The following is a 19,603-nucleotide window of genomic DNA, read 5'->3' as shown; positions in this document are numbered from 1 at the left end:
GCAAAGGGTTCTGCTTTTTTACGAACGAAAGTTCAGGCCCGCTAGGACCAACCGCTCTGCGCATCGTCACTGCGGTGTTGCAATCACCTCAATGGCAAACGAGGCCGGTGCATCATAACCGATGCACCGGCCTCGCAATGTATAAGCCCCGCACAAGGCGGGGCTTTCGTAAATTTCAACTGGCCGAAGATTACTCGGCGCCTTCCTCGGAAGCCTTCTTCTTCGGAGCTGCTTTCTTCTTCGGAGCAGCTTCTTCGCCTTCAGCAGCTTCTGCCTTTGCAGCAGCCTTCTTCTTAGGAGCGGCCTTCTTGGCATCCTTCTCGGACGCTTCGCCTTCTTCGTCGGCGAGCAGTTCTTCCTTGGTCACCTTCTTGTCCGTGACGTCGATTTCGGTCAGCAGATGGTCGATGACCTTTTCTTCGAAGATCGGAGCGCGGATCGAGGCTGCCGCACCCGGCTGGCTGCGGAAGAAGTCAAGGATCTGCTTTTCCTGGCCCGGATACTGGCGCAGCTGCTCGTAGATGGCGCGCTGCATTTCGTCTTCGCTTACTTCGACGCCGGCCTTTTCGCCGATTTCAGAGAGAACGAGGCCGAGGCGAACGCGACGCTCAGCGAGCTTTTTGTACTCTTCGCGTGCCTTCTCTTCCGTCGTGTCTTCGTCTTCGAAGGTCTTGCCGGACTGAGCGAGATCGTTGGCGACCTGGTTCCAGATGCCGTTGTACTCGGCGTCGACGAGCGAGGCCGGGGTCTCGAACTTGTACATTTCGTCGAGCTGGTCGAGGATCTGACGCTTGACCTTCTGGCGGGTCATCGAGCCGTACTGCGACTCGATCTGGCCGCGGACGATTTCCTTCAGACGGTCAGCCGATTCAAGGCCGAGCTTCTTGGCCAACTCGTCGTTGATTTCAACGTCGGCCGGAGCAGCAACGTCCTTGACCGACAGGTCGAAGGTGGCTTCCTGGCCAGCGAGGTTCTTGGCCGGGTAGTCAGCCGGGAAGGTAACGGTGATGGTCTTCTCGTCACCAGCCTTGGTGCCGACCAGCTGGTCTTCAAAGCCCGGGATGAACCGGCCGGAGCCGAGAACGAGTTCGGCGCCCTGGTCGGTGCCGCCCTCGAAGGCAACGCCGTCGACCTTGCCGACGTAGTCCATCGTGATGCGGTCGCCGTTGGCGGCCTTGCCCTTCTTGGTTTCGTACGAACGGGCGCTTTCAGCGACCTTCAGAACCTGTTCGTTGACTTCCTCTTCGGAGATGTCGACGACTTCGCGCGTGATCTTGATGCCCTTGTTGGACTTCAGTTCGATCGGCGGCAGAACTTCGTAGGACAGCGTGAACTCGAAGTCCTTCTGAGCGGCGAGGATCTGTTCTGCCTCGTCCTTGTCTTCCGTCATCGCGATTTCCGGCTGCGTCGCGGACTTTTCGCCGCGTTCGGCCAAGATGGCGGTCGGCTGCTCGCGGACGATCTCGTTGACGAGGTCGGCCATAATGGACTTGCCGTAAACCTTCTTGAGGTGAGCGGCCGGAACCTTGCCCGGACGGAAGCCGTTGATGCGGACCTTGTCCTTCACGTCGGCAAGACGCTCATTCATCTTGACTTCCATGTCCTTGGCCGGGATTACGACCTTGATTTCGCGCTTCAGCCCTTCAGCGAGCGTTTCGATAACCTGCATGTCTTCCTACCTCATTCGTGGCGGCCGTGCCCAGACGCCGTTCGTTTCGATGAGCACGACGCCGGAAAGTTGCCGAGCGTGGCTTGTTCTCAATTCTTATTCATTCCGCCCCTGGCGGAACGGCGCCTTGCTGCCGGGTAATCGAGGAACACCGGTTCCGGTCCCCCCGCCTGCAAGCCAGCTTTTGGTGCGGGTAGAGAGACTTGAACTCCCACGCCTTGCGGCACCAGAACCTAAATCTGGCGTGTCTACCAATTTCACCATACCCGCGTTCTCAAAAACCGCATGCATATGCCTGCACATGAGGCCTTCCGGAGCGCGGCGTCTCTATAACACCCGATTTGGGAGAGGCAAAGGAAAAATGAAGGGCAAATGACAGTGATTTCGCCCGCGCTCGCAGGCTTCCACACCATTCGGCGTCAACTTAATAAAGAGGCTCGTCGTAGGCGGGCTTCCCGTCGACGAGCAGGCTGCGTATCTGTGGCGTTCCATCCGAGGCCACGCGAACGGCAATGGAGACGTCACCGCCCTGGCGCGCCTTCTCCAAGGCCGTGCCTTGGCCTTCCGGAACGTAATAGCGTTCGATGCCATACTCGACGCGGATGTGGTCGGCGGAATTGGGGCCATAACTATAGAAAGGCCTGCTATGCAGAACCACGGTGCCCGGTTGCTCGGCCAAGCGTTCGAACGATGCTTCGACAATGCCCCAGAATCCGCCATCGCCAGGCTTCAGCCGCACCCATAGGCTCTTCTTGCCCTGGTCCTGCGGTACACCGCCAACAATCGATGCTACCGGGACCGAGGAGATCTCGTAGTTCAGCACGACATAGTCACCGCGCAGAAAGTCGCGCGGATCGACGGGCGCGGTCTTCAGCAGAGCGTCGGTACCGCTGCGCAGAATCGACGCACGGCTCTCGATCGCATAGCCAAGAACGGCGGTCTGCAGCGCCGCTACGATGATTGCAGCGACGATGTAGCGGCTGCCTGAGCCTTGCGGCGAGAAAATGCTCATACGCTTGCCTCCGGAGTTCTGAGGGCAAATCGCCGCTCGAGGCGAATGACGAGCCACGCGACGGCCGCAACGAAGAGCCCCGAGAACAGGAAGAGGCTCGATGTCCCGAGAATCGACCCGACGGTCACCGACGCAAGGTAGAGCATCTCAGCGGCAAAGGCGGCGTAGGCCAGATAGCGCACCGCACCGTTGTTTCGTCCCTGGAGCGCAATGGCAACAACTGCGGCGCCCAGCGTCACCAGCGCCAATGTCACGAACTGCCAGCCATGCTCCAATTCAATATGGAGCAGAAGGAGACCGATGATGGCGACGAGGAAAGTGTAAAAGGCAGGAGCCGATCCGGCAGTCCTGAGAAGCGCGGAACGTCGTGCTACCGGCAGGCTGACGAGAACAAAGGTGAGCATGCCGCCGATAGCATAGGCGAGCGCGAGCCAGAAATTCTCGTTCACCGCATAGAGCCAGGTAAGCCAGGCGACAAGCAGCAGATACGCGAGATGGCGCGCGCGATCCGCGCCGGTGAGGTGGACGAGACCAATGACAACCGCTGCCATGAGCGGCACAATCCAGGGATCGAGGCCGACCCAGCGCGTATCGTAGGTATCGAGATAGGCCGCGAAGCTGCCCCAAGACAGAAAGCCTGCCACCGCGGCGACGACGCCGGAGCGAAACAGCACCGCCGAAACCACTGCCATGCCAAACCACAGGTACATGACCGTCAGTTGGTCTCCCGACAGATGATACATCTGCCCGATCAGCGAAATCGCTCCACCGAAGGCCAATGTCCCGATCACCAGCAGTCCGCCCGCTGCGCCGGTTGCGCCGCGCCTGAGCATGACCGCCGCGCCGAGATGCACGACCCAGATGATTGCAAGAATGACGGCGACGCGCACAAGACGCGGGATGGCTTCCCAATTCGAAGCGACAACCAGCAGGATCGCCGCCCCTAGCAGGATTGCCGCGAGGATCATCAGCACGTTGCCAAGGCTGAAGCTTGCCGGGCGCGCGTCATATTCCTCCAAGAGCGCTCCTGCAGTTGCCTCCGGCAAGAGCCCCTTTTCCACCCAAAGCGAGAGGTCTCGCTCCAATCGACCGCGATACATGCCCTACTCCGCCAAACGCGCGACTACGCGCTTCCTCTCTTTGCTTTATAGCCGTTGATCGAGCACGAGGGAAATATTCCCATACGAATTCGTCATTGGGCGAATTTGGGGTGCTTTTTAACCGATCCATAACGGCAGGTTGCTAATATACACTCCATACTCGCAAGCCATGCGATTTCTGCATGGGCAGCATGATTATATTGCACTGCAAAATACCAGTAAGACGATTTATATTACTAATCAGAAGGCAAGGGGACGGCGCCCTGCCCCGGGTTACCGGAAAAGCCTGCGAAGATGATCTTCGTAACGAAATTCGGAGCAGCGCACTCCTCCTCCCAGCGCCCTCCGATAGACTGACGACACTCCTCCTCCTCCCGGTTGTCAGTCACCCTAACGACGCCCACCGGATCCTCCCCCGGTGGGCGTTTGGTTTTCGACAATATCGCAGCGTGGTTTTCCAATGCCTGTTGGACAGCGGTGGCGGATGTGCCTCCCGCAGGTCGCGCCGGTCTAATGGCCTGGCAGCAGGCTCATCGGAGGCAGCAACGACCCCGCAGCCGCTGACCGCCGAACCAAATTTTGCTGCGACCTCCTTGTCGTAGCTGAATATGCCAACCGGCGGCCACTCTGCCTCGCAAGGAGAAAAGGCAACGCGGGCCGGCATACACCAACCATTCTGCCTAATGATTAACCACATAGGCGCGAAATCACGGCGACTAGCACTTGAGACTTGCGCTTAGTGCATAGGTGATCTGAAATCTTGTCTCTGCTACGACTTCGCAGCGCAACATATATTGCAGTCATCAAATAGAGGTCAGCGCCGATCGGCGGCAGCTGGCAGATCGCAAGCCCTAGGAAAGGGGACAAAAATGAACTTCTCTCGCTCTTTCAACAACTGGCGCAAGTATCGTCAGACTGTTTCCGAACTCGGCCGCATGACCAACCGCGAATTGCACGACCTCGGTATCGACCGTTCTGACATCCATCGTGTTGCTCGCGAGGCTTCTGCCCGCTAATCCAAGCGACTTGCTATCCTCCCAAGCAAGATCGCCTTGATAAAACGCCCGCTGCCCCTAGCAACGGGCGTTTTCTTTTGCCTGGCTACCAGCTTCCGCGATAGTTGCAGTCAATTCCCCGTCCCTTTTGGCGTGGCTCAGAAAACAATCGCTGCATTCGGAATGAGCATCACATGCACAATTGCATAGCAGATGCCGCTTCTTTGCACTGCACAATATGACAGAGAAGACTTATATGAACGTCAACGATGAGACGGCGATGGGGCCGCTCTGACGATCATTCTGAGGAAAAGAACATGAACCCGATCCGCATTGCAAAGAACTGGATGAGCTATCGCCGCACGCTCAGCGAACTTGGCAGCCTCTCCAACCAGGCGCTCGCTGACATCGGCGTTACCCGCTACGACATCCGCAATATCGCTTCCCGCTCGTTCCGCTAATAGCGGCAAGCGTGAAGCTTCCAAGACGGCGCCTTTGGCGCCGTTTTTGATTCTGAGCCCCTTCACGGCGAGCGCGCCCGCCACGGGCATGGCTGTTAATACCGCACTTCCATCATCCTTTAGGATGGACTCATATTAGTCATTGTGAAAGTATCCGGCATTACCCAAGGGAGACATGCGTAATGTGCCGATATAATCTTCGCATGGAGGACGGACTCTGGACCGTTGTCGATGCCACGACACAACGGCCGGCGGAGTTGAACAACGTGCAGATGGCTCGGATGACGTGGCGCGAAGCATGCGATATGGTCGATATCCTGAACAACCTCGATCGTATAAGCTCCCTGTCCGAATGCTACGAAGCCTCGGCCAAGGCCATGGCATAAATGCCGCCTTTGCGGCACAGCGTATCGGGCTGATATCTACCTCGACATCGGTCTGCCTCTAGAGGCCGAGCGCCTTTATCTTCTGAACAGCAAAGTCCACGAAAGCACGTGTCTTGGCTGAGACGTGCCTGCCCTCTACGTGGACCACGTGGATCGGCAGTGGCTCTTCCTCGTACTGATCGAGCACCGTCCTCAACCGACCGGCAGCAAGATGCTCCGCCACCTGATAGGACAAGGTCCGCGTCAGGCCCCACCCCGTCAACGCCGCGGAGATCGATGCATCGACGGTGTTGCAGTACATGCGCGGGTGAAGCTTGACGGGCGTATGGTTGGGCGCGAAGTGCCAGTCCAACGGCGCCGATGATCCCGTATTGACGATGGTCACGTGCCGGGTGAGATCCGCCGGCGTTACCGGCTCGCCATGACGCGCGAAATAGGCCGGCGCGCCGCAGACAACGCGGCGCACGCCGCCGACTTTGTTCGCCTGCTGGTCCGAGTCCTGCAGGTGGCCGATACGAATGGCGACGTCGATGCCCTCCTCCACGAGATTGACCATCCTATCGAAGAACAGGACGCGCCCGGTGACCGCCGGGTGCGTGCTGAGAAACGCGGTCAAAATCGGGACGACATGGATCTGACCGAACAATACCGGCGCAGTGATGCTGAGGATTCCGGATGCCGTTGAATGGGATCCACCGGCAGAGGCTTCCGCCTCGTCGATATCACTGAGAATCCTTCGGCAGTCGTCGGCATATCGGCTGCCTGATGGCGTCAGCTTCACCGAGCGCGTTGAGCGCACGAACAGCCTAGCACCTGTAGTTTCCTCCAGATAGGCAACTGCGCGCGTAACGGCCGGAGCGCTCATGTGAAGTTGGCGTGCAGCCTGCGCAAAGCTTGCCGTCTCGGCGACCTTGACCAAAACCCTCATGCATTGAAGCCGATCCATAGGATATCCCGCAATATTCCACAAATTGAAATAGTGACTTTCATATTATCGCAATTCAACGCGCAGCAGGAAACAATTATTGTTTGTTCACCTCAATCGGAGATCAGATCGATGAAGCTGTACTCGCATCCTCTATCGGGCCATGCCCATCGCGCCCGCCTCTTTCTGTCGCTTATCGGCGTCGATGCCGAAATCGTGGAGGTCGACCTAGCGGCGGGAGAACACAAGAGCCCCGATTTCCTGGCGCTCAACCCATTCGGGCAGCTGCCGGTGCTTCAGGACGGCGACACCGTCGTCAGCGACTCCAACGCCATTCTTGTCTATGTCGCCAAGACGTATGCGCCGGAGGGATGGCTGCCGGAGGAGCCGGCAGCGGCGGCTGCGGTTCAGCGGTGGCTGTCGGTCGCGGCGGGCGAGATCGCCTATGGTCCATGCGCGGCCCGTCTTGTGACCTTATTCGGCGCGAAATTCGATACTGAAGAAGTGATCGCGAGAGCTCATCGCATTCTTGGCCTTGTCGATGCCCAACTGACCGGTCGTGAATGGATCGTCTCAACGAGACCGACGATCGCCGACATCGCCCTCTACAGCTACATCGCACGGGCGCCTGAGGGGAACGTCGACCGGTCTGCCTACCGTAGCGTAACGACCTGGCTCGAGCGCATAGAAGCTCTTCCCGGCTTTCAGCCTTTCCAGAAATCACCCGTCGGCATTGTCGAGGCCGCTTAAGGCGCCGCATCGCACCGCACCCGACCAAAAGCCGTGAAGGAGCCAGTTATGCCCACCGAGGCACAGAGCACCACCTCCTCTCCCTGGCATGCCGGAGAGATCGCACTGCAGGAGAAGGTCGGCGTCGCGAAGCGAATGGACGAAGTGGGCCGCCGCGTGCTGCGAGATCACCTGATCGATCAGCATCGGCAGTTCTACCCGCAGCTGCCCTTCATCGTACTTGGGGCGGTAGATGAAGACGGCAACGCATGGGCGACACTCCGTGCCAATCGTCCGGGCTTCCTTCAGAGCCCGGACGTCCACACACTGAGTGTCGACCTTCCCCGTGAGCCGCTCGACCCGGCCGACGCGGGAATGGACGACGGCAAGGCCATTGCCATGTTGGGCATCGAGCTCCACACGCGCCGTCGCAACCGGCTGAATGGCACTATCCATCGAACCGGGCAGGACGGCTTCGATGTGCGTGTTGGGCAGGCCTACGGCAACTGCCCGCAATATATCCAGCTGCGCGATTTCGAGTTTACACGGGATCCAATGCAGCCCTCCGGGTACGACCCGGTCAGTTTTGGCAATCTGGAGGGTCGGCCTGCCGAAATGATCGCCAAGGCGGATACATTCTTCGTCGCCTCGTATGTCGGCCGCGACCATGAAGGGCGCCAAATCGATGTTTCGCATCGTGGCGGCCGGCCCGGCTTTGTCAGGATTGGCGAGGACAGTGTTCTGACGATCCCGGACTTTGCCGGCAATCTCTTCTTCAACACGCTCGGCAACATTCTTGCCAATCCGCGGGCGGGGTTGGTCTTCGCGGATTTCGAGAGCGGCGACCTGCTGCAGTTATCGGGCAGCGCCGAGGTCATTCTGGAATCGCCTGAGATAGCGGCGTTCCAGGGGGCGGAGCGTCTGTGGCGCTTTCGCCCGACACAGATCGTCTACCGGCAGGAAGCGTTGCCGCTGCGCTGGCGATCGCGCGCCAATGGTCCATCTCCCAACTCCCTGATGACCGGGAGTTGGGATGAGGCTGACGCGCGGCTTCAGGCGATTGCCCTCGCCAAGAGCTGGCGGCCCTTCCGCGTCACCCGGATCGTCGAAGAGAGCGCCAGCGTGCGCTCGTTCTATCTCGAACCGATAGACGAAGGCGGGATCATTCCGCATGTCTCCGGCCAGCACCTACCGATCCGCATCAAGCTCGAGGGATCGGATGTGCCGGCGGTGCGCACCTATACGATCTCCTCGGCCCCCTCCGACAGTATCTATCGCATCAGCGTCAAGCGCGAAGGGCTTGTCTCGGCGCATCTTCACGATGCCATCCGGCAAGGAGACATCATCGAGACACGCGCCCCGACAGGCGCGTTCACGATCGACCCCGGCGAGAGACGCCCTGCCGTCTTGCTGGCGGCGGGCATCGGGATCACCCCCCTGCTCGCGATGCTGCGGCATGTCGTCTACGAGGGGCTGCGAACCAGGCGGATACGACCGACCTGGCTGATCTATTCAGCGCACAACGCGTCGGAACGTGCATTCAATGCCGAGCTGCAGGCACTCGCCGCAGTGTCCGGCGGCGTCGTTAAGCTGGTCCGGTTGCTCAGCGATACTTCTGATACGGTCGCTGGTGAAGACTATGACAAGCAGGGGCGGGTCGACATGACCCTGCTCAGCAGCGTGTTGCCGTTCAACGACTACGACTTTTATCTGTGCGGTCCAGCCGGCTTCATGCAGTCGGTCTATGATGGCCTGCGTGGATTGAATATCTCCGATAGCCGCATCAATGCCGAAGCGTTTGGACCCGCGTCTCTCCAGCGATCGGGAGATGCGCTCCCGCGATCGCCCGCGCGCGCCGCCGCTGAAGAACCGCAGCCGGTCTATTTCATGCGCTCCGGTAAGGAAGCACGCTGGGAGCCAGGATCGGGCACGTTGCTCGAGCTTGCCGAAGCGCGCGGCTTGGCGCCCGAGTTCAGCTGTCGCCTTGGCAATTGCGGAAGTTGCAGGACGAAAATCCTGTCAGGCTCCGTCGCATACACGAAGGAGCCGACCGCCGACACCGCCGATGACGAAGCGCTGATTTGCTGCGCCGTGCCGGCGGCGAGCGACACGGGCGCTCGGCTGAAGCTGGATATTTGACGGCATCGGTGCCGGCATCGATCAGTCGCCAATTCTTCGGTTTCCTGCGCCAGCCCAGCGTGGTAATCAGCCGCGCATGAACAAGACCTTTTCCCATTCTCCCATCCATGTGGTCGGCGGCGGGCTCGCCGGCTCCGAGGCAGCCTGGCAGATCGCAAATGCCGGCGTGCCGGTTATCCTGCACGAGATGCGCGGCGTGCGTGGCACCGACGCCCACAAGACCGACGGCTTGGCCGAGCTCGTGTGCTCCAACTCCTTCCGCTCTGACGACGCGACCAGCAACGCGGTTGGCGTTATCCATGCCGAAATGCGCATGGCGGGATCGCTGATCATGGCGTGCGCCGACAAGCATCAGGTCCCCGCCGGTGGCGCGCTGGCCGTCGACCGCGACGGTTTCTCGGACGCCGTTACCAAAGCGATCCAAGAGCACCCGTTGATCAAGGTCGTTCGTGAAGAAGTAACCGGCTTGCCGCCGACAGAATGGGATCTCGCCATCGTTGCCACCGGCCCGTTGACGGCACCTTCCCTTGCAAGCGCCATCCAGGCCGAGACGGGCGCGGACGCGCTGGCCTTCTTCGACGCAATCGCGCCGATCGTTCATCGGGACAGCATCGATATGGATATCTGCTGGTACCAGTCGCGCTATGACAAGGTCGGTCCCGGTGGCACCGGCAAGGATTACATCAACTGCCCGATGACCGAAGAGCAGTACAACGCTTTCGTCGATGCCCTGATTGCCGGCGATACTGTCGGATTCAAGGAGTGGGAAGGAACGCCTTACTTCGACGGCTGTCTTCCGATCGAGGTGATGGCAGAGCGCGGCCGCGAGACGCTGCGGCACGGCCCGATGAAGCCGATGGGCCTGACCAATGCGCACAACCCGACGGTCAAGGCCTATGCCGTCGTTCAGTTGCGCCAGGACAATGCGCTCGGCACGCTCTACAACATGGTCGGCTTCCAGACGAAGTTGAAATACGGGGCCCAGGCCGAGATCTTCCGCATGATCCCGGGGCTCCAGAAAGCCGAATTCGCTCGCCTCGGCGGCCTTCACCGTAATACCTACATCAATTCGCCCACGCTGCTCGACCCGTCGCTCACGCTCAAGTCCCGCCCGGGCCTGCGCTTTGCCGGGCAGATTACTGGCTGCGAAGGCTATGTCGAAAGCGCCAGCGTCGGCCTCATGGCTGGCCGGTTCGCCGCTGCCGAGCGAAAGGGAGAAGGAGTATCCCTGCCGCCGGCCACGACGGCGCTCGGCTCGCTGCTCGGCCACATCACGGGCGGACACATCGTCAACGACGAGGAGCCGGGCAAGCGGTCGTTTCAGCCGATGAACATCAATTTCGGCCTGTTCCCCGAGCTGGAGCCCGGCTCGATCGTCAAACCCGAAGGCGTGAAGCGTTTCCGCGGCAAGGACAAGACGATCATGAAGCGGCAGCTGATCGCCAAGCGGGCGCTTGCGGATTGTGCCACCTGGCTCGGGCAGGACGTCAAGCTCGCGGAGAGTGCGTAATCGAGCCGGGAGCCTACCGATCTAGCCATCGACAGGCGTCTCGTCGCTGTCGAAATTCTGTGTGGTGAGACCTCCTCGGGGGCGTGACATGGCAGCATTGTTTCAAGGCACGTCCATGCCGGACAGGGATTGGTGGTCTGTGCTGTGGCCTGATCCCCAAGGGCTGCTTCAACAGATTGGCATCCGGCGGGGCATGAGCGTTCTCGACCTTTGCTGCGGCGACGGTTACTTCACCGGCCCGCTCGCAGCACTGGTCGACGGACGGTTGGCGGCGCTCGATCTCGATCCCGCCATGATCGAGCTGGCAAAGGCCGAAGTTGAGCGCAGCGGCGCGTCAGTTCGCCAGTGGATTTGCGCGGACGCCACGTCGGCGCTGGCGAAACACCTTGACGAACCGGTCGATTTTGTCTTGATCGCCAATACCTTCCACGGCGTTCCTGACCAAATAGGTCTCGCATGTTCCGTAAGGGAAGTTCTGAAACCGGACGGCCTGTTCTGCATCGTCAACTGGCACCCGGCTCCGCGAGAGGAAACGGTGGTCCTAGGCAAGCCCCGGGGACCGCGAACCGAGATGCGCATGTCGCCCGAAGCGGTTCGTACCGTTGTTGAGACTGCTGGCTTTTCCATGCAGCGGGTCGTCGATCTGCCGCCCTATCACTACGCGGCCCTGTTCGAGGTGGCCTGACAACACCGCGAGATCGCGCGGGTTTGGATCGGCGGGCACGGAACCGACCCGTATGAGCAAAAGACGCAGCAATCGCCGTGCTTCGCCTTAAGCGTCGCGCCGCAGCCCTGGCATTCGTGGAACCAAACGCAGGCATCGACCGGCACCGTTTCCACTGATCGGTGCCCTCAGATCGGACAGGTCAGAATCGATTGCCGCTGCACCATTGCATCGCTTGCCATAGGGCGCTCGTTAATGCGCGATCGGTCCGTCCGCCTTCTTCCAGGCGTCGATGCCGCCTTGAATATGAAAGGCCAGCGGAAGACCGGCGTCATGCGCTGCCTGCACGGCCATTGCCGATCGTTCGCCGAACGCGCAATAGAAAAGCAGCCTCTTGCGGGTTGAAGTTGCCAGCTCATGCAGCGTACCGCCAGCGCCTATGCTTTCCTCGAGCGAGGGATAGGGGACGTGAAGAGAGCCCGGGATCGTGCCGTTTCGCTGCCGTTCGGCATTCTCGCGCAGATCGACCAAGGCGACGTCGCCGAGGCCGACGACGCCCAGCGCTTGCTGCGCCGTCAGCGCCCAGCCATGGCGCATTACGTTGTCCTGGTTCATCCCGACCTTCATGTTAGCCGGAACGGCTACGTCCATCATCTTCGGATTGGCCAGTTTCAGATTGTTCATCAGATCGGCATATTCATCGGCGGATCTTACCTGCAGGCGTGGATTGAAGGCCTTTTCCTCGCCGATGGTCGAGACCGTATCGCCCTTGTAGTCGTGTGCAGGGAAGACCATCGTCGATTCCGGAAGCTTCAGCAGTCGGCCAAAGATCGACTCGTATTGCGCCCGGGGATCTCCGTTCTGGAAATCGGTGCGGCCGGTGCCGCGAATGAGCAGGGTGTCGCCGGTAAAAACACGGTCGGGCAAAACGAAACTGTAGGAATCGTCGGTGTGTCCCGGCGTATAAATCACATCGAGGGCGAGTCCCTCGATGGTCAGCTTCTCATTGTCCGACAGACGCATCGAAACGACGTCGGCCTTTGTTTGCTCTCCCATCACGGTAATACAATGGGTCTTGTCGCGCAGCGCGCCAAGACCTGTGATGTGGTCGGCATGGAGATGGGTATCTACGGCCTTCACGAGCTTCAGATCGAGCTCGCGGATGAGCTGAAGATAGCGATCAACCCTTTCCAACACCGGATCGATGATCAGCGCCTCGCCGCCATTCCGGCTTGCCAGCAAATAGGAATAGGTGCTCGACACCGGATCGAACAGCTGCCGGAAGATCATCCCCACCTCCTTCGTGGCGGCTTGCTTTGCGATTGCCTATCCGTGCGGTTGCGGCACGATCCTGATATAGGGCTTCGGTGCTCGCCAACCTTGCGGGTACTGCTTCTTTGCGTCGTCGTCGGAGACTGAACCGGCGATGATCACGTCCTCGCCGTTCTTCCAGTTCACTGGCGTAGCGACCTTGTGCTTTGCGGTAAGCTGCAGGGAATCGATGACCCGCAGCACCTCATCAAAGTTGCGCCCCGTGGTCATCGGATAGACCATGACCAGTTTGATCTTCTTGTCAGGCCCTATCACGAAGACGTTGCGGACGGTCTGATTGTCGGCTGGAGTGCGCTCGGTCGGATCGCCGGATACGAGCGCGGGCAGCATGTTGTAACGCTTCGATACCGCGTAATCGACGTCCGCGATCATCGGATAGTTTGGACGATAGCCCTGCGTTTCCTCGATGTCTATCATCCAGCTGGTGTGGCGTTCGAGCGGATCAACGGAAAGACCGATAATCTTCACACCGCGCTTGTCGAATTCGGGTTTGATCCGCGCCATGTAGCCGAGTTCGGTCGTGCATACGGGGGTAAAGTCCTTCGGATGCGAAAACAGCACTGCCCAGGAGTTGCCGATCCACTGGTGAAAACTGATCACGCCTTCGGTTGTCTGAGCTTCGAAATCCGGAGCGGTATCATTGATTGCAAGCATCACGCACCTCCATCGCGTTTGTGAATACAAACTCAAACTAATGCCGGATAGCGTAAATCTTGCGCCTATTTCGGACCGTAGGCAACGGCAAAACGGCCGCGGCGACGCATCGCGCGGGCCGCGCCGACGAGGATCATTGTGAATGCGGGACGGCCGCAGCGAAGGGATATCCCGGTTCGCCAGAACCTTTGCTACTGGCCGTTTGCGACCGTGGGATTGTGCGACGGCAATGCCTTGTCAGGCTCGGCCACGTAGTTGCCGAGCAGCCAAAGTGCGACCTCCGACGCCACCCTGGCGGACGCGAATTCAAAGGTGCCGCTGTGATGTGGTGCGTCGAGGAACTCTATGTTGAGGCCTCGCCCGGTTTCGGAGCCGAGCACACGCGCCCTTCCCGGCTCAAGAACATGGCACGAATAGTGCCGCTGCATATTCCGCATGATGCCGGCCTTGTTGTCATGCAAACGCACGAACACCGCCTGCCCATCGGCAGTCGCCTGCAACTGGCGGATTGCTTCGTTGGGGAAAGCCCGGTTGAACTCGATGATCGCGAGCCCGGTATCGTGCAGGCCATCTTCCTTGTTCTGCGCCGCCATGCGCGTCGAAATGAAGGCGATGAAGATGACGATCGCGAATATAACGCACCAGACGATTATGCTCACATCCCTCTCCGATCAAATCGACAACGGCGTCTTTATAACGCACGAGCCTTGCGCGAGTTTAAACAGGGTCAGATTTTCTTGCGCATCAGCGCAAGCAGCATGCCGGCCTGGCGCCGAAACTGCGATCGCTGGATCTGCCGATCGAACAGTCCCGCGCCTACCTTCTGGGCGTTGGAAAGAACCGGCTCCGCCATGGTGACAGGCAAAAAGGCGGGAAACACCGACTGCGGTATTGCGACACGTCTCGCCTTGGCAAGATGGTCGCGTCCAAGTCCCGCAAAGGCTTCGATCGCGGCAGAGATTCGCGGCTTGTCCTCGCCGGCGAGAAACGCATCACGATCGAGCCCGGTAGCGGACAGGATTTCAAGGGGAAGGTAGAGCTGGCCGCGGTGGCGATGCAACGGCATCAGGAGCAGAAGACCGGCGATGGCCTGCGCAACGCCCGCGTGCCCAGCAGCCTCAGCAGATGCGGTGGCCGCCTCCGGCGCAAGCACGAGACTTGCCAGTTGGATCAGCGCAGACGCCGTCTCGCCGGCATACCCCTCAAGTGAGACCCGCGTCACCATCGGATCGTCGTAGAGATCGAAGATGCGGGCATCGATCATGTTGACGAGTGTCTGCGATGGCAGGCGGTGGGTTTCAATCGCCGACAACAAGGCGGCGGCAATCGGGTTTGCCTGGGTGGAGCCGTGCGCGCCGCCCTCCAGCAGATCGCGCCAGTACTGCATGCGAACCTCCCCTGGAAGGGGATCGTGCACCAGATCGCGAATGCGCGCGAGCTCGGCGTTGAAAGCGTAGAGAGCTGCCAGAGCGCCCCGCCTTACTTCCGGCGCCAGCAGGCAAGCCAGATAGCGGTCGCGGTCGTTGTCACGCAGCGTCGCCAGGCAAATGTCCTGGTTCGTCAAAGACTGCTCCGCCATTGTCAAACCGCGATCAGTGCCGCGGCGACAGCGCGGGATTCCATGAGCATGATATTGAAGGTGCGGACGGCCGCGCCGGTGTTCATGGGATCCGAGGAAATACCTGCAGCCTTGAGCGCGGCCTTCAGATCAGGCGGGATCGGACGCATGTCGTCTCCCGTCCCGATCAGCAGAACCTCAATCTCGGCTGCTTCATCGAGCACCTTTTGAAAATTCTTGATCGACAGAGGCTTCGACATGTCCATGTCCCAGCCATAGATGCCGGACGGCAGGCAAAGGATCGACCCGCGATGAGACATGTCAGCGAAACGGAAGCCGCCATTGCCGTAGGTATCGATGGGCGCACGTCCAGGAAAATGCGCCTCGCGGATTTCTATGCCTCTTGCCATATTCTCACACTGCCGGATTGCCGGGGTTCGTATCCGGCTCGGCCACTTTCTTGTTCTGATCGTTGTCAATCGCGTCCGGGCGGAGCTTGAAGGCTATCAGCACGGGCGCGGCTATGTAGATGGAGGAAAAGGTGCCAATGGCAACGCCGAACAGCATCACAAAGGCGAACGGGCGGATCACGTCGCCACCGAAAAGGCAGAGCGCCAGCAGCGCCAGCAGCGTCGTTGCCGCCGTCAGAACGGTGCGCGACAGCGTTTGGTTGATGGAAGCATCGATCAGGATCGGCATAGGCATCTTGCGATAGCGCTTCAGATTCTCGCGCATCCTGTCGTAGACGACGACTGTATCGTTGAGCGAATAGCCGACGATCGTCAGGAGGGCCGCAACGCTTGTGAGATTGAATTCCATGCCGGTCAGTACGAAAAGGCCTAGCGTCAGGATGATATCGTGGAGCGTCGCGATAATCGCGCCGATCGCGAATTGCCATTCGAAGCGGAGCCAGATGTAAAGCAGGATGATAGCGAGCGAACCGAGTGTGCCCAACGTCGCGGCCCTGGTCAGTTCGCCTGATACGGCGGGGCCGACAACCTCGACACGCCGGATCTCATAGTCGTCGCTCAATTCATCACGCAGCAACGTCATGGCAGACTGTTCGGCATTCTCGCCGCCGCCTTGCGCCTGGATGCGGACCAATGCCGTCGACGGGTCGGAAAGGCGGCGAGCCTCAATGGCCCCGATGTTCAGATCACCGAGGCGAGCGCGGATATCATCACGATCGGCAGCACCTTGCTTCGCCTTGACTTCCACCAGCGACCCGCCCGCAAAGTCGACGCCAAGATTTGCACCGACTGTCGCGAAGCCGACCATGGCGAGAATGGAAAGCACGGCCGACACCGTGAAGGTGTAGCGCCTGATACCCATGAAACGGATGTTCGCGCGGTCGAAAATGCCCGTCTGAACATCCCTTGGCAGATGCCGCGGGTGCTTGCGATGCAGCCAGGTAACGACAATCCAGCGCGTCAGCGTGAAGGTAGTGAAGACCGTCGTCAGGATTCCCGCGGCCAGTGTCACTGCAAAACCGCGGACGGTATCGCTGCCGAGATAATAGAGAATGACGGCCGCAATGACGATCGTGACGTTGGCATCAAGGATCGTCATAAATGCCCGGGAGAAGCCGTTGTCGATCGCATCCGCGAAGGAGTGACCGGCTTTCGCCTCCTCGCGAATTCGCTCGTAGACAAGCACATTGGCGTCGACGGCCATGCCGATGATCAAGACGATACCTGCGAGGCCGGGCAGCGTGAGTGTCGCGCCGATCACGCTCAGCACAGCAAGAATCAAAAGCAGATTCAGGACCAGCGAAATGCCGGCAATGATGCCCAGCTTGCGATAGAAGGCAAACATCAATCCGGTGACAAGGATCGCAGCGACGAAGCCGGCGATCAGACCGGCGCGCTTTGATTCAGCGCCGAGGACGGGGCTGACGGTGCGCTCCTCTACGGTCGTCAACGTCGCCGGCAGAGCGCCGCTTCGCAAGATCAGCGCAAGATCGCGGGCTCCGTCCTCACTGAAGCTGACCGGCACCTTCCCGGTGCCGTCCAGGATCGGCGCATTGATCAGAGGCGCCGCCATGACCTGATCATCGAAAAGTATGGCAAGGTGCCGACCGATGTTCTGGCGAGTCTTCTGCGCGAGGCGTTCGGTCCCTTCAGCATCCAGCTTGTAACTGATTGCGACTGAATCCGTGTTCGCATCGGCGACGGCCTGAACGTCAACGAGATTGTTGCCCGTCACGAAATCAGTGCGGTCCACGAGATAGGGAACGGGCGGATCGTCGAGCGAGTAGAGAACCTCTGACGTCGCGGGCCAGCGACCGGCAAGGGCCTCCTGCCCCGACATGCTTTCATCGATCAGCCGGACGGAGAGCTGGGCCGGCTCGCTCAGAATATTCTTCAGGCGCTCGACGTCGACCGAGCCCAGTGCCTTGACGTCGATACGATCGCGCCCGTCTCCGCGGACTGAAAAACTGCTAATCCCAATGCCGGCGATGCGACGCTCGACAACCTCGATGGACTGCGTCTGAGCGGCCACGATACCTTGGTCGATGCTAGCGTTCGAAATTCGTAGCGTAAGCTGTCCGTCATTGCCCTTCTGCAGGGAAACATTCTGAACCGAGCCACCGAACCAGCCACTTTTCGTGCTCACGGTCAGCGCGCTCAACGCACTGACGGCAGCATCCACCTGGCTGGCAGCGGTAATCTTGACGGTGATCTCCTGATCGTTGCCGGTCAGGCCAGTGTAGCGAATATTGGCTTCGCGCAACTTACCGCGAACATCCGCGACTGTGCGTTCGAGCTGGTGCTTTACGATATCAGCGCGTTCTATCTGGAAAAGCAGATGGGAACCGCCCTGAACATCGGGGCCAGGAACAATGTGGCTATGAGCCAGCCACAGGGGCAGCCTCGAACGCTGCCCTTCAGACAACAGATTTGGGGCCGCGAGTATCACGGCCACCACCACCAAAACCCAGATCAGGACGGCCTTCAAGCGGGAAAAACGGTGCATTTTCTCTCGACTATTTCCGACCCGGCCTAATCCGGTTCACATCTTGGTTTGCAATACTATGCAGCGTCCGCCTTGACTGGCTCACCCTTGACGCGAACTTCCGAAATGCCGGTGCGGACGATGCGAACGCGAACGCCGTCTGCAATCTCCACTTCGAGTTCTTTGTCGTCAACAACCTTGGTGACCTTGCCGACGAGGCCACCGCCGGTCACAACCTGATCGCCACGACGGATCGCCTTCAGCGTTTCTTCCCGCTTTTTGGCCTGGGCGCGCTGCGGACGGATCAGCAAGAAATACCATACAACCATCAACGGCACGAAAAGAATGATCATTTCGAAGCCGGAACCGAACGGCGACGCCGCGGTATCGGTGGCAGCCTGGGCAAATGCCGGGGTGATGAACATGCTAAACTCCTCAAACTTTCCGGAGGCGGAACTCCGCCTTTTCTCGGGTGGCCGGACTATAATTGCGGTCTTTGCGAATGCAACAGAAACAGCTGGAAACCGTACCGATTCCGCTGCCTCATAACCTTTCCGCTCGTAAAAGGCCATGCTACGCCGCAGGCAAAAGACACAGTACACTGGTTGCAAGCAGAATTCAGGAGGAAGGCCCATGGCCGGAGACGTCAACAACGCCATTCTGACGGAGCTGCGCCGGCTCACAGATGCGATCGATCGGTTGGCGGGGCCGCCGCCCGCATTGAACGACTGGAACGCGGCCGACTGCTTCGTCTGGTCCCCTGCCCGTCAGCATCTTCAGCCGGTTGCACGGCCGAACCGCGTGGCGCTGAAGCTCATCCGCGGTGTCGACCACGTGCGCGATATCCTGCACGAGAATACGGTGCGCTTCGCCGAAGGCTTTCCGGCCAACAACGTTCTCCTCTGGGGTGCGCGCGGCATGGGCAAGTCGTCGCTGGTCAAGGCTGTTCACGAGGATGTGCGGCGCGAGAGCGGCGTGTCGATAAAGCTGGTGGAAGTGCATCGCGAGGATATTGCGAGCCTCCCGACGCTGCTCGATCTTCTCAAGGACACGCCGCACCGTGTCATCGTCTTCTGCGACGACCTTTCGTTCGACCATGATGACACGGCCTACAAATCGCTCAAGGCAGCCCTTGATGGCGGCGTGGAAGGTAGACCGGACAACGTCCTGTTCTATGCGACCTCGAACCGGCGCCACCTGCTTCCGCGCCACATGATGGAGAACGAGCAGTCGACGGCGATCAATCCTTCGGAGGCGGTCGAGGAAAAGGTTTCGCTGTCCGACCGGTTCGGCCTTTGGCTGGGTTTTCACAAATGCAGCCAGGACGACTATCTAACGATGATCGACGGCTATGCCGACCACTTCAGGCTGCCAATCGATCGCGAGAAGATGCATGCGGAGGCGCTAGAATGGGCCACGACGCGTGGCGCACGTTCGGGCCGTGTTGCCTGGCAGTACATTCAGGATCTCGCCGGTCGGATGCGCATTGCACTCGACCGTGCATAATGACAAAA

20 protein-coding genes and 1 tRNA gene are annotated in these 19,603 nt (G+C 59.8%); 8 read left to right on the top strand and 13 right to left on the bottom strand.

Annotated elements, in window-relative coordinates:
- Window positions 1-190: 190 nt before the first annotated feature.
- The 4 genes from tig to AC1DPR_RS10700 form a co-directional block, all read right to left on the bottom strand.
- A complete protein-coding gene (gene tig / locus AC1DPR_RS10715) occupies window positions 191-1,669 on the bottom strand; it encodes a trigger factor (RefSeq protein WP_018859360.1) in 1,479 nt (492 codons plus the stop codon).
- Window positions 1,670-1,854: 185 nt separating this feature from the next.
- A tRNA-Leu gene (locus AC1DPR_RS10710) sits at window positions 1,855-1,939 on the bottom strand.
- Between the two features lie 154 nt (window positions 1,940-2,093).
- Window positions 2,094-2,681 (bottom strand): GDYXXLXY domain-containing protein, encoded by a 588-nt coding sequence (locus tag AC1DPR_RS10705; protein ID WP_018859361.1) that lies wholly within the window; start codon window positions 2,679-2,681, stop codon window positions 2,094-2,096.
- On the bottom strand, window positions 2,678-3,781 hold the full coding sequence (locus AC1DPR_RS10700; protein ID WP_018859362.1) for a DUF2157 domain-containing protein: 1,104 nt from the start codon (window positions 3,779-3,781) through the stop codon (window positions 2,678-2,680). The genes AC1DPR_RS10705 and AC1DPR_RS10700 overlap by 4 nt, the downstream gene beginning before the upstream one ends.
- Window positions 3,782-4,650: 869 nt before the next feature.
- Between AC1DPR_RS10700 and AC1DPR_RS10695 the strand changes: the two genes are divergently transcribed.
- The 3 genes from AC1DPR_RS10695 (at window position 4,651) to AC1DPR_RS10685 (ending at window position 5,623) form a co-directional block, all read left to right on the top strand.
- The gene (locus tag AC1DPR_RS10695) at window positions 4,651-4,797 is read left to right on the top strand and encodes a DUF1127 domain-containing protein (protein WP_018859364.1); all 147 of its coding nucleotides are present in this window, start codon (window positions 4,651-4,653) and stop codon (window positions 4,795-4,797) included.
- A 296-nt stretch (window positions 4,798-5,093) separates the two neighbouring features.
- Window positions 5,094-5,237 (top strand): DUF1127 domain-containing protein, encoded by a 144-nt coding sequence (locus AC1DPR_RS10690; protein WP_018859365.1) that lies wholly within the window; start codon window positions 5,094-5,096, stop codon window positions 5,235-5,237.
- Between the two features lie 182 nt (window positions 5,238-5,419).
- On the top strand, window positions 5,420-5,623 hold the full coding sequence (locus AC1DPR_RS10685; protein ID WP_026372073.1) for a hypothetical protein: 204 nt from the start codon (window positions 5,420-5,422) through the stop codon (window positions 5,621-5,623).
- 58 nt (window positions 5,624-5,681) lie between these two features.
- Here AC1DPR_RS10685 and AC1DPR_RS10680 read toward each other — a convergent pair whose 3' ends face one another.
- Entirely contained in the window at window positions 5,682-6,569 is an 888-nt protein-coding gene (locus AC1DPR_RS10680) for a LysR family transcriptional regulator (RefSeq protein ID WP_026372074.1), read from the bottom strand.
- Between the two features lie 111 nt (window positions 6,570-6,680).
- Between AC1DPR_RS10680 and AC1DPR_RS10675 the strand changes: the two genes are divergently transcribed.
- The 4 genes from AC1DPR_RS10675 to AC1DPR_RS10660 all read left to right on the top strand — a co-directional run bounded on the left by AC1DPR_RS10675 (window position 6,681) and on the right by AC1DPR_RS10660 (window position 11,611).
- Window positions 6,681-7,298 carry a glutathione S-transferase family protein gene (locus tag AC1DPR_RS10675; RefSeq protein WP_018859368.1) on the top strand — a complete coding sequence of 206 codons (618 nt, stop codon included), beginning with the start codon at window positions 6,681-6,683 and terminating at the stop codon, window positions 7,296-7,298.
- Between the two features lie 48 nt (window positions 7,299-7,346).
- Window positions 7,347-9,416 carry a 2Fe-2S iron-sulfur cluster-binding protein gene (locus tag AC1DPR_RS10670; protein ID WP_018859369.1) on the top strand — a complete coding sequence of 690 codons (2,070 nt, stop codon included), beginning with the start codon at window positions 7,347-7,349 and terminating at the stop codon, window positions 9,414-9,416.
- Between the two features lie 76 nt (window positions 9,417-9,492).
- Complete coding sequence (gene trmFO, locus AC1DPR_RS10665; RefSeq protein ID WP_477816248.1) at window positions 9,493-10,926, top strand: methylenetetrahydrofolate--tRNA-(uracil(54)-C(5))-methyltransferase (FADH(2)-oxidizing) TrmFO; 1,434 nt, start codon at window positions 9,493-9,495, stop codon at window positions 10,924-10,926.
- An 88-nt stretch (window positions 10,927-11,014) separates the two neighbouring features.
- Window positions 11,015-11,611, top strand: a complete 597-nt coding sequence (locus tag AC1DPR_RS10660) for a class I SAM-dependent methyltransferase (protein ID WP_018859371.1) — start codon at window positions 11,015-11,017, stop codon at window positions 11,609-11,611.
- Here the strand turns inward: AC1DPR_RS10660 and AC1DPR_RS10655 are convergent.
- The 8 genes from AC1DPR_RS10655 to yajC all read right to left on the bottom strand — a co-directional run bounded on the left by AC1DPR_RS10655 (window position 11,584) and on the right by yajC (window position 18,514).
- On the bottom strand, window positions 11,584-11,766 hold the full coding sequence (locus tag AC1DPR_RS10655) for a GDCCVxC domain-containing (seleno)protein (protein ID WP_312867262.1): 183 nt from the start codon (window positions 11,764-11,766) through the stop codon (window positions 11,584-11,586). The two genes, AC1DPR_RS10660 and AC1DPR_RS10655, sit on opposite strands and share 28 nt — an antisense overlap.
- 76 nt (window positions 11,767-11,842) lie before the next feature.
- Window positions 11,843-12,880, bottom strand: a complete 1,038-nt coding sequence (locus AC1DPR_RS10650) for an MBL fold metallo-hydrolase (RefSeq protein ID WP_018859372.1) — start codon at window positions 12,878-12,880, stop codon at window positions 11,843-11,845.
- Between the two features lie 36 nt (window positions 12,881-12,916).
- The gene (locus AC1DPR_RS10645; protein WP_018859373.1) at window positions 12,917-13,576 is read right to left on the bottom strand and encodes a peroxiredoxin; all 660 of its coding nucleotides are present in this window, start codon (window positions 13,574-13,576) and stop codon (window positions 12,917-12,919) included.
- 191 nt (window positions 13,577-13,767) lie between these two features.
- Entirely contained in the window at window positions 13,768-14,235 is a 468-nt protein-coding gene (locus AC1DPR_RS10640; RefSeq protein WP_018859374.1) for a hypothetical protein, read from the bottom strand.
- Between the two features lie 68 nt (window positions 14,236-14,303).
- On the bottom strand, window positions 14,304-15,155 hold the full coding sequence (locus AC1DPR_RS10635) for a phytoene/squalene synthase family protein (protein ID WP_018859375.1): 852 nt from the start codon (window positions 15,153-15,155) through the stop codon (window positions 14,304-14,306).
- Window positions 15,156-15,157: 2 nt separating this feature from the next.
- On the bottom strand, window positions 15,158-15,544 hold the full coding sequence (locus AC1DPR_RS10630) for an Mth938-like domain-containing protein (protein WP_113470175.1): 387 nt from the start codon (window positions 15,542-15,544) through the stop codon (window positions 15,158-15,160).
- Window positions 15,545-15,548: 4 nt separating this feature from the next.
- The gene (secDF, locus tag AC1DPR_RS10625) at window positions 15,549-18,110 is read right to left on the bottom strand and encodes a protein translocase subunit SecDF (protein ID WP_018859377.1); all 2,562 of its coding nucleotides are present in this window, start codon (window positions 18,108-18,110) and stop codon (window positions 15,549-15,551) included.
- A gap of 56 nt (window positions 18,111-18,166) precedes the next feature.
- A complete protein-coding gene (gene yajC, locus AC1DPR_RS10620) occupies window positions 18,167-18,514 on the bottom strand; it encodes a preprotein translocase subunit YajC (RefSeq protein ID WP_018859378.1) in 348 nt (115 codons plus the stop codon).
- Window positions 18,515-18,722: 208 nt separating this feature from the next.
- Between yajC and AC1DPR_RS10615 the strand changes: the two genes are divergently transcribed.
- Window positions 18,723-19,595 (top strand): ATP-binding protein, encoded by an 873-nt coding sequence (locus AC1DPR_RS10615; protein WP_018859379.1) that lies wholly within the window; start codon window positions 18,723-18,725, stop codon window positions 19,593-19,595.
- Window positions 19,596-19,603: the final 8 nt, after the last annotated feature.

The organism is Rhizobium sp. 01T417 (genome assembly GCF_056398905.1).
The sequence above is the reverse complement of the archived record's forward strand: the minus strand, read 5'-3'. Positions and strand labels throughout refer to the sequence as shown.

Coding starts and splice junctions, on each gene's coding strand:
- secDF (WP_018859377.1), bottom strand. CDS start 18,110: ATGCACCGTTTTTCCCGCTTGAAGGCCGTCCTGATCTGGGTTTTGGTG.
- AC1DPR_RS10685 (WP_026372073.1), top strand. CDS start 5,420: ATGTGCCGATATAATCTTCGCATGGAGGACGGACTCTGGACCGTTGTC.
- AC1DPR_RS10630 (WP_113470175.1), bottom strand. CDS start 15,544: ATGGCAAGAGGCATAGAAATCCGCGAGGCGCATTTTCCTGGACGTGCG.
- AC1DPR_RS10615 (WP_018859379.1), top strand. CDS start 18,723: ATGGCCGGAGACGTCAACAACGCCATTCTGACGGAGCTGCGCCGGCTC.
- AC1DPR_RS10690 (WP_018859365.1), top strand. CDS start 5,094: ATGAACCCGATCCGCATTGCAAAGAACTGGATGAGCTATCGCCGCACG.
- AC1DPR_RS10670 (WP_018859369.1), top strand. CDS start 7,347: ATGCCCACCGAGGCACAGAGCACCACCTCCTCTCCCTGGCATGCCGGA.
- AC1DPR_RS10645 (WP_018859373.1), bottom strand. CDS start 13,576: ATGCTTGCAATCAATGATACCGCTCCGGATTTCGAAGCTCAGACAACC.
- AC1DPR_RS10650 (WP_018859372.1), bottom strand. CDS start 12,880: ATGATCTTCCGGCAGCTGTTCGATCCGGTGTCGAGCACCTATTCCTAT.
- AC1DPR_RS10700 (WP_018859362.1), bottom strand. CDS start 3,781: ATGTATCGCGGTCGATTGGAGCGAGACCTCTCGCTTTGGGTGGAAAAG.
- AC1DPR_RS10635 (WP_018859375.1), bottom strand. CDS start 15,155: ATGGCGGAGCAGTCTTTGACGAACCAGGACATTTGCCTGGCGACGCTG.
- trmFO (WP_477816248.1), top strand. CDS start 9,493: ATGAACAAGACCTTTTCCCATTCTCCCATCCATGTGGTCGGCGGCGGG.
- tig (WP_018859360.1), bottom strand. CDS start 1,669: ATGCAGGTTATCGAAACGCTCGCTGAAGGGCTGAAGCGCGAAATCAAG.
- AC1DPR_RS10675 (WP_018859368.1), top strand. CDS start 6,681: ATGAAGCTGTACTCGCATCCTCTATCGGGCCATGCCCATCGCGCCCGC.
- AC1DPR_RS10660 (WP_018859371.1), top strand. CDS start 11,015: ATGGCAGCATTGTTTCAAGGCACGTCCATGCCGGACAGGGATTGGTGG.
- AC1DPR_RS10705 (WP_018859361.1), bottom strand. CDS start 2,681: ATGAGCATTTTCTCGCCGCAAGGCTCAGGCAGCCGCTACATCGTCGCT.
- yajC (WP_018859378.1), bottom strand. CDS start 18,514: ATGTTCATCACCCCGGCATTTGCCCAGGCTGCCACCGATACCGCGGCG.
- AC1DPR_RS10695 (WP_018859364.1), top strand. CDS start 4,651: ATGAACTTCTCTCGCTCTTTCAACAACTGGCGCAAGTATCGTCAGACT.
- AC1DPR_RS10680 (WP_026372074.1), bottom strand. CDS start 6,569: ATGGATCGGCTTCAATGCATGAGGGTTTTGGTCAAGGTCGCCGAGACG.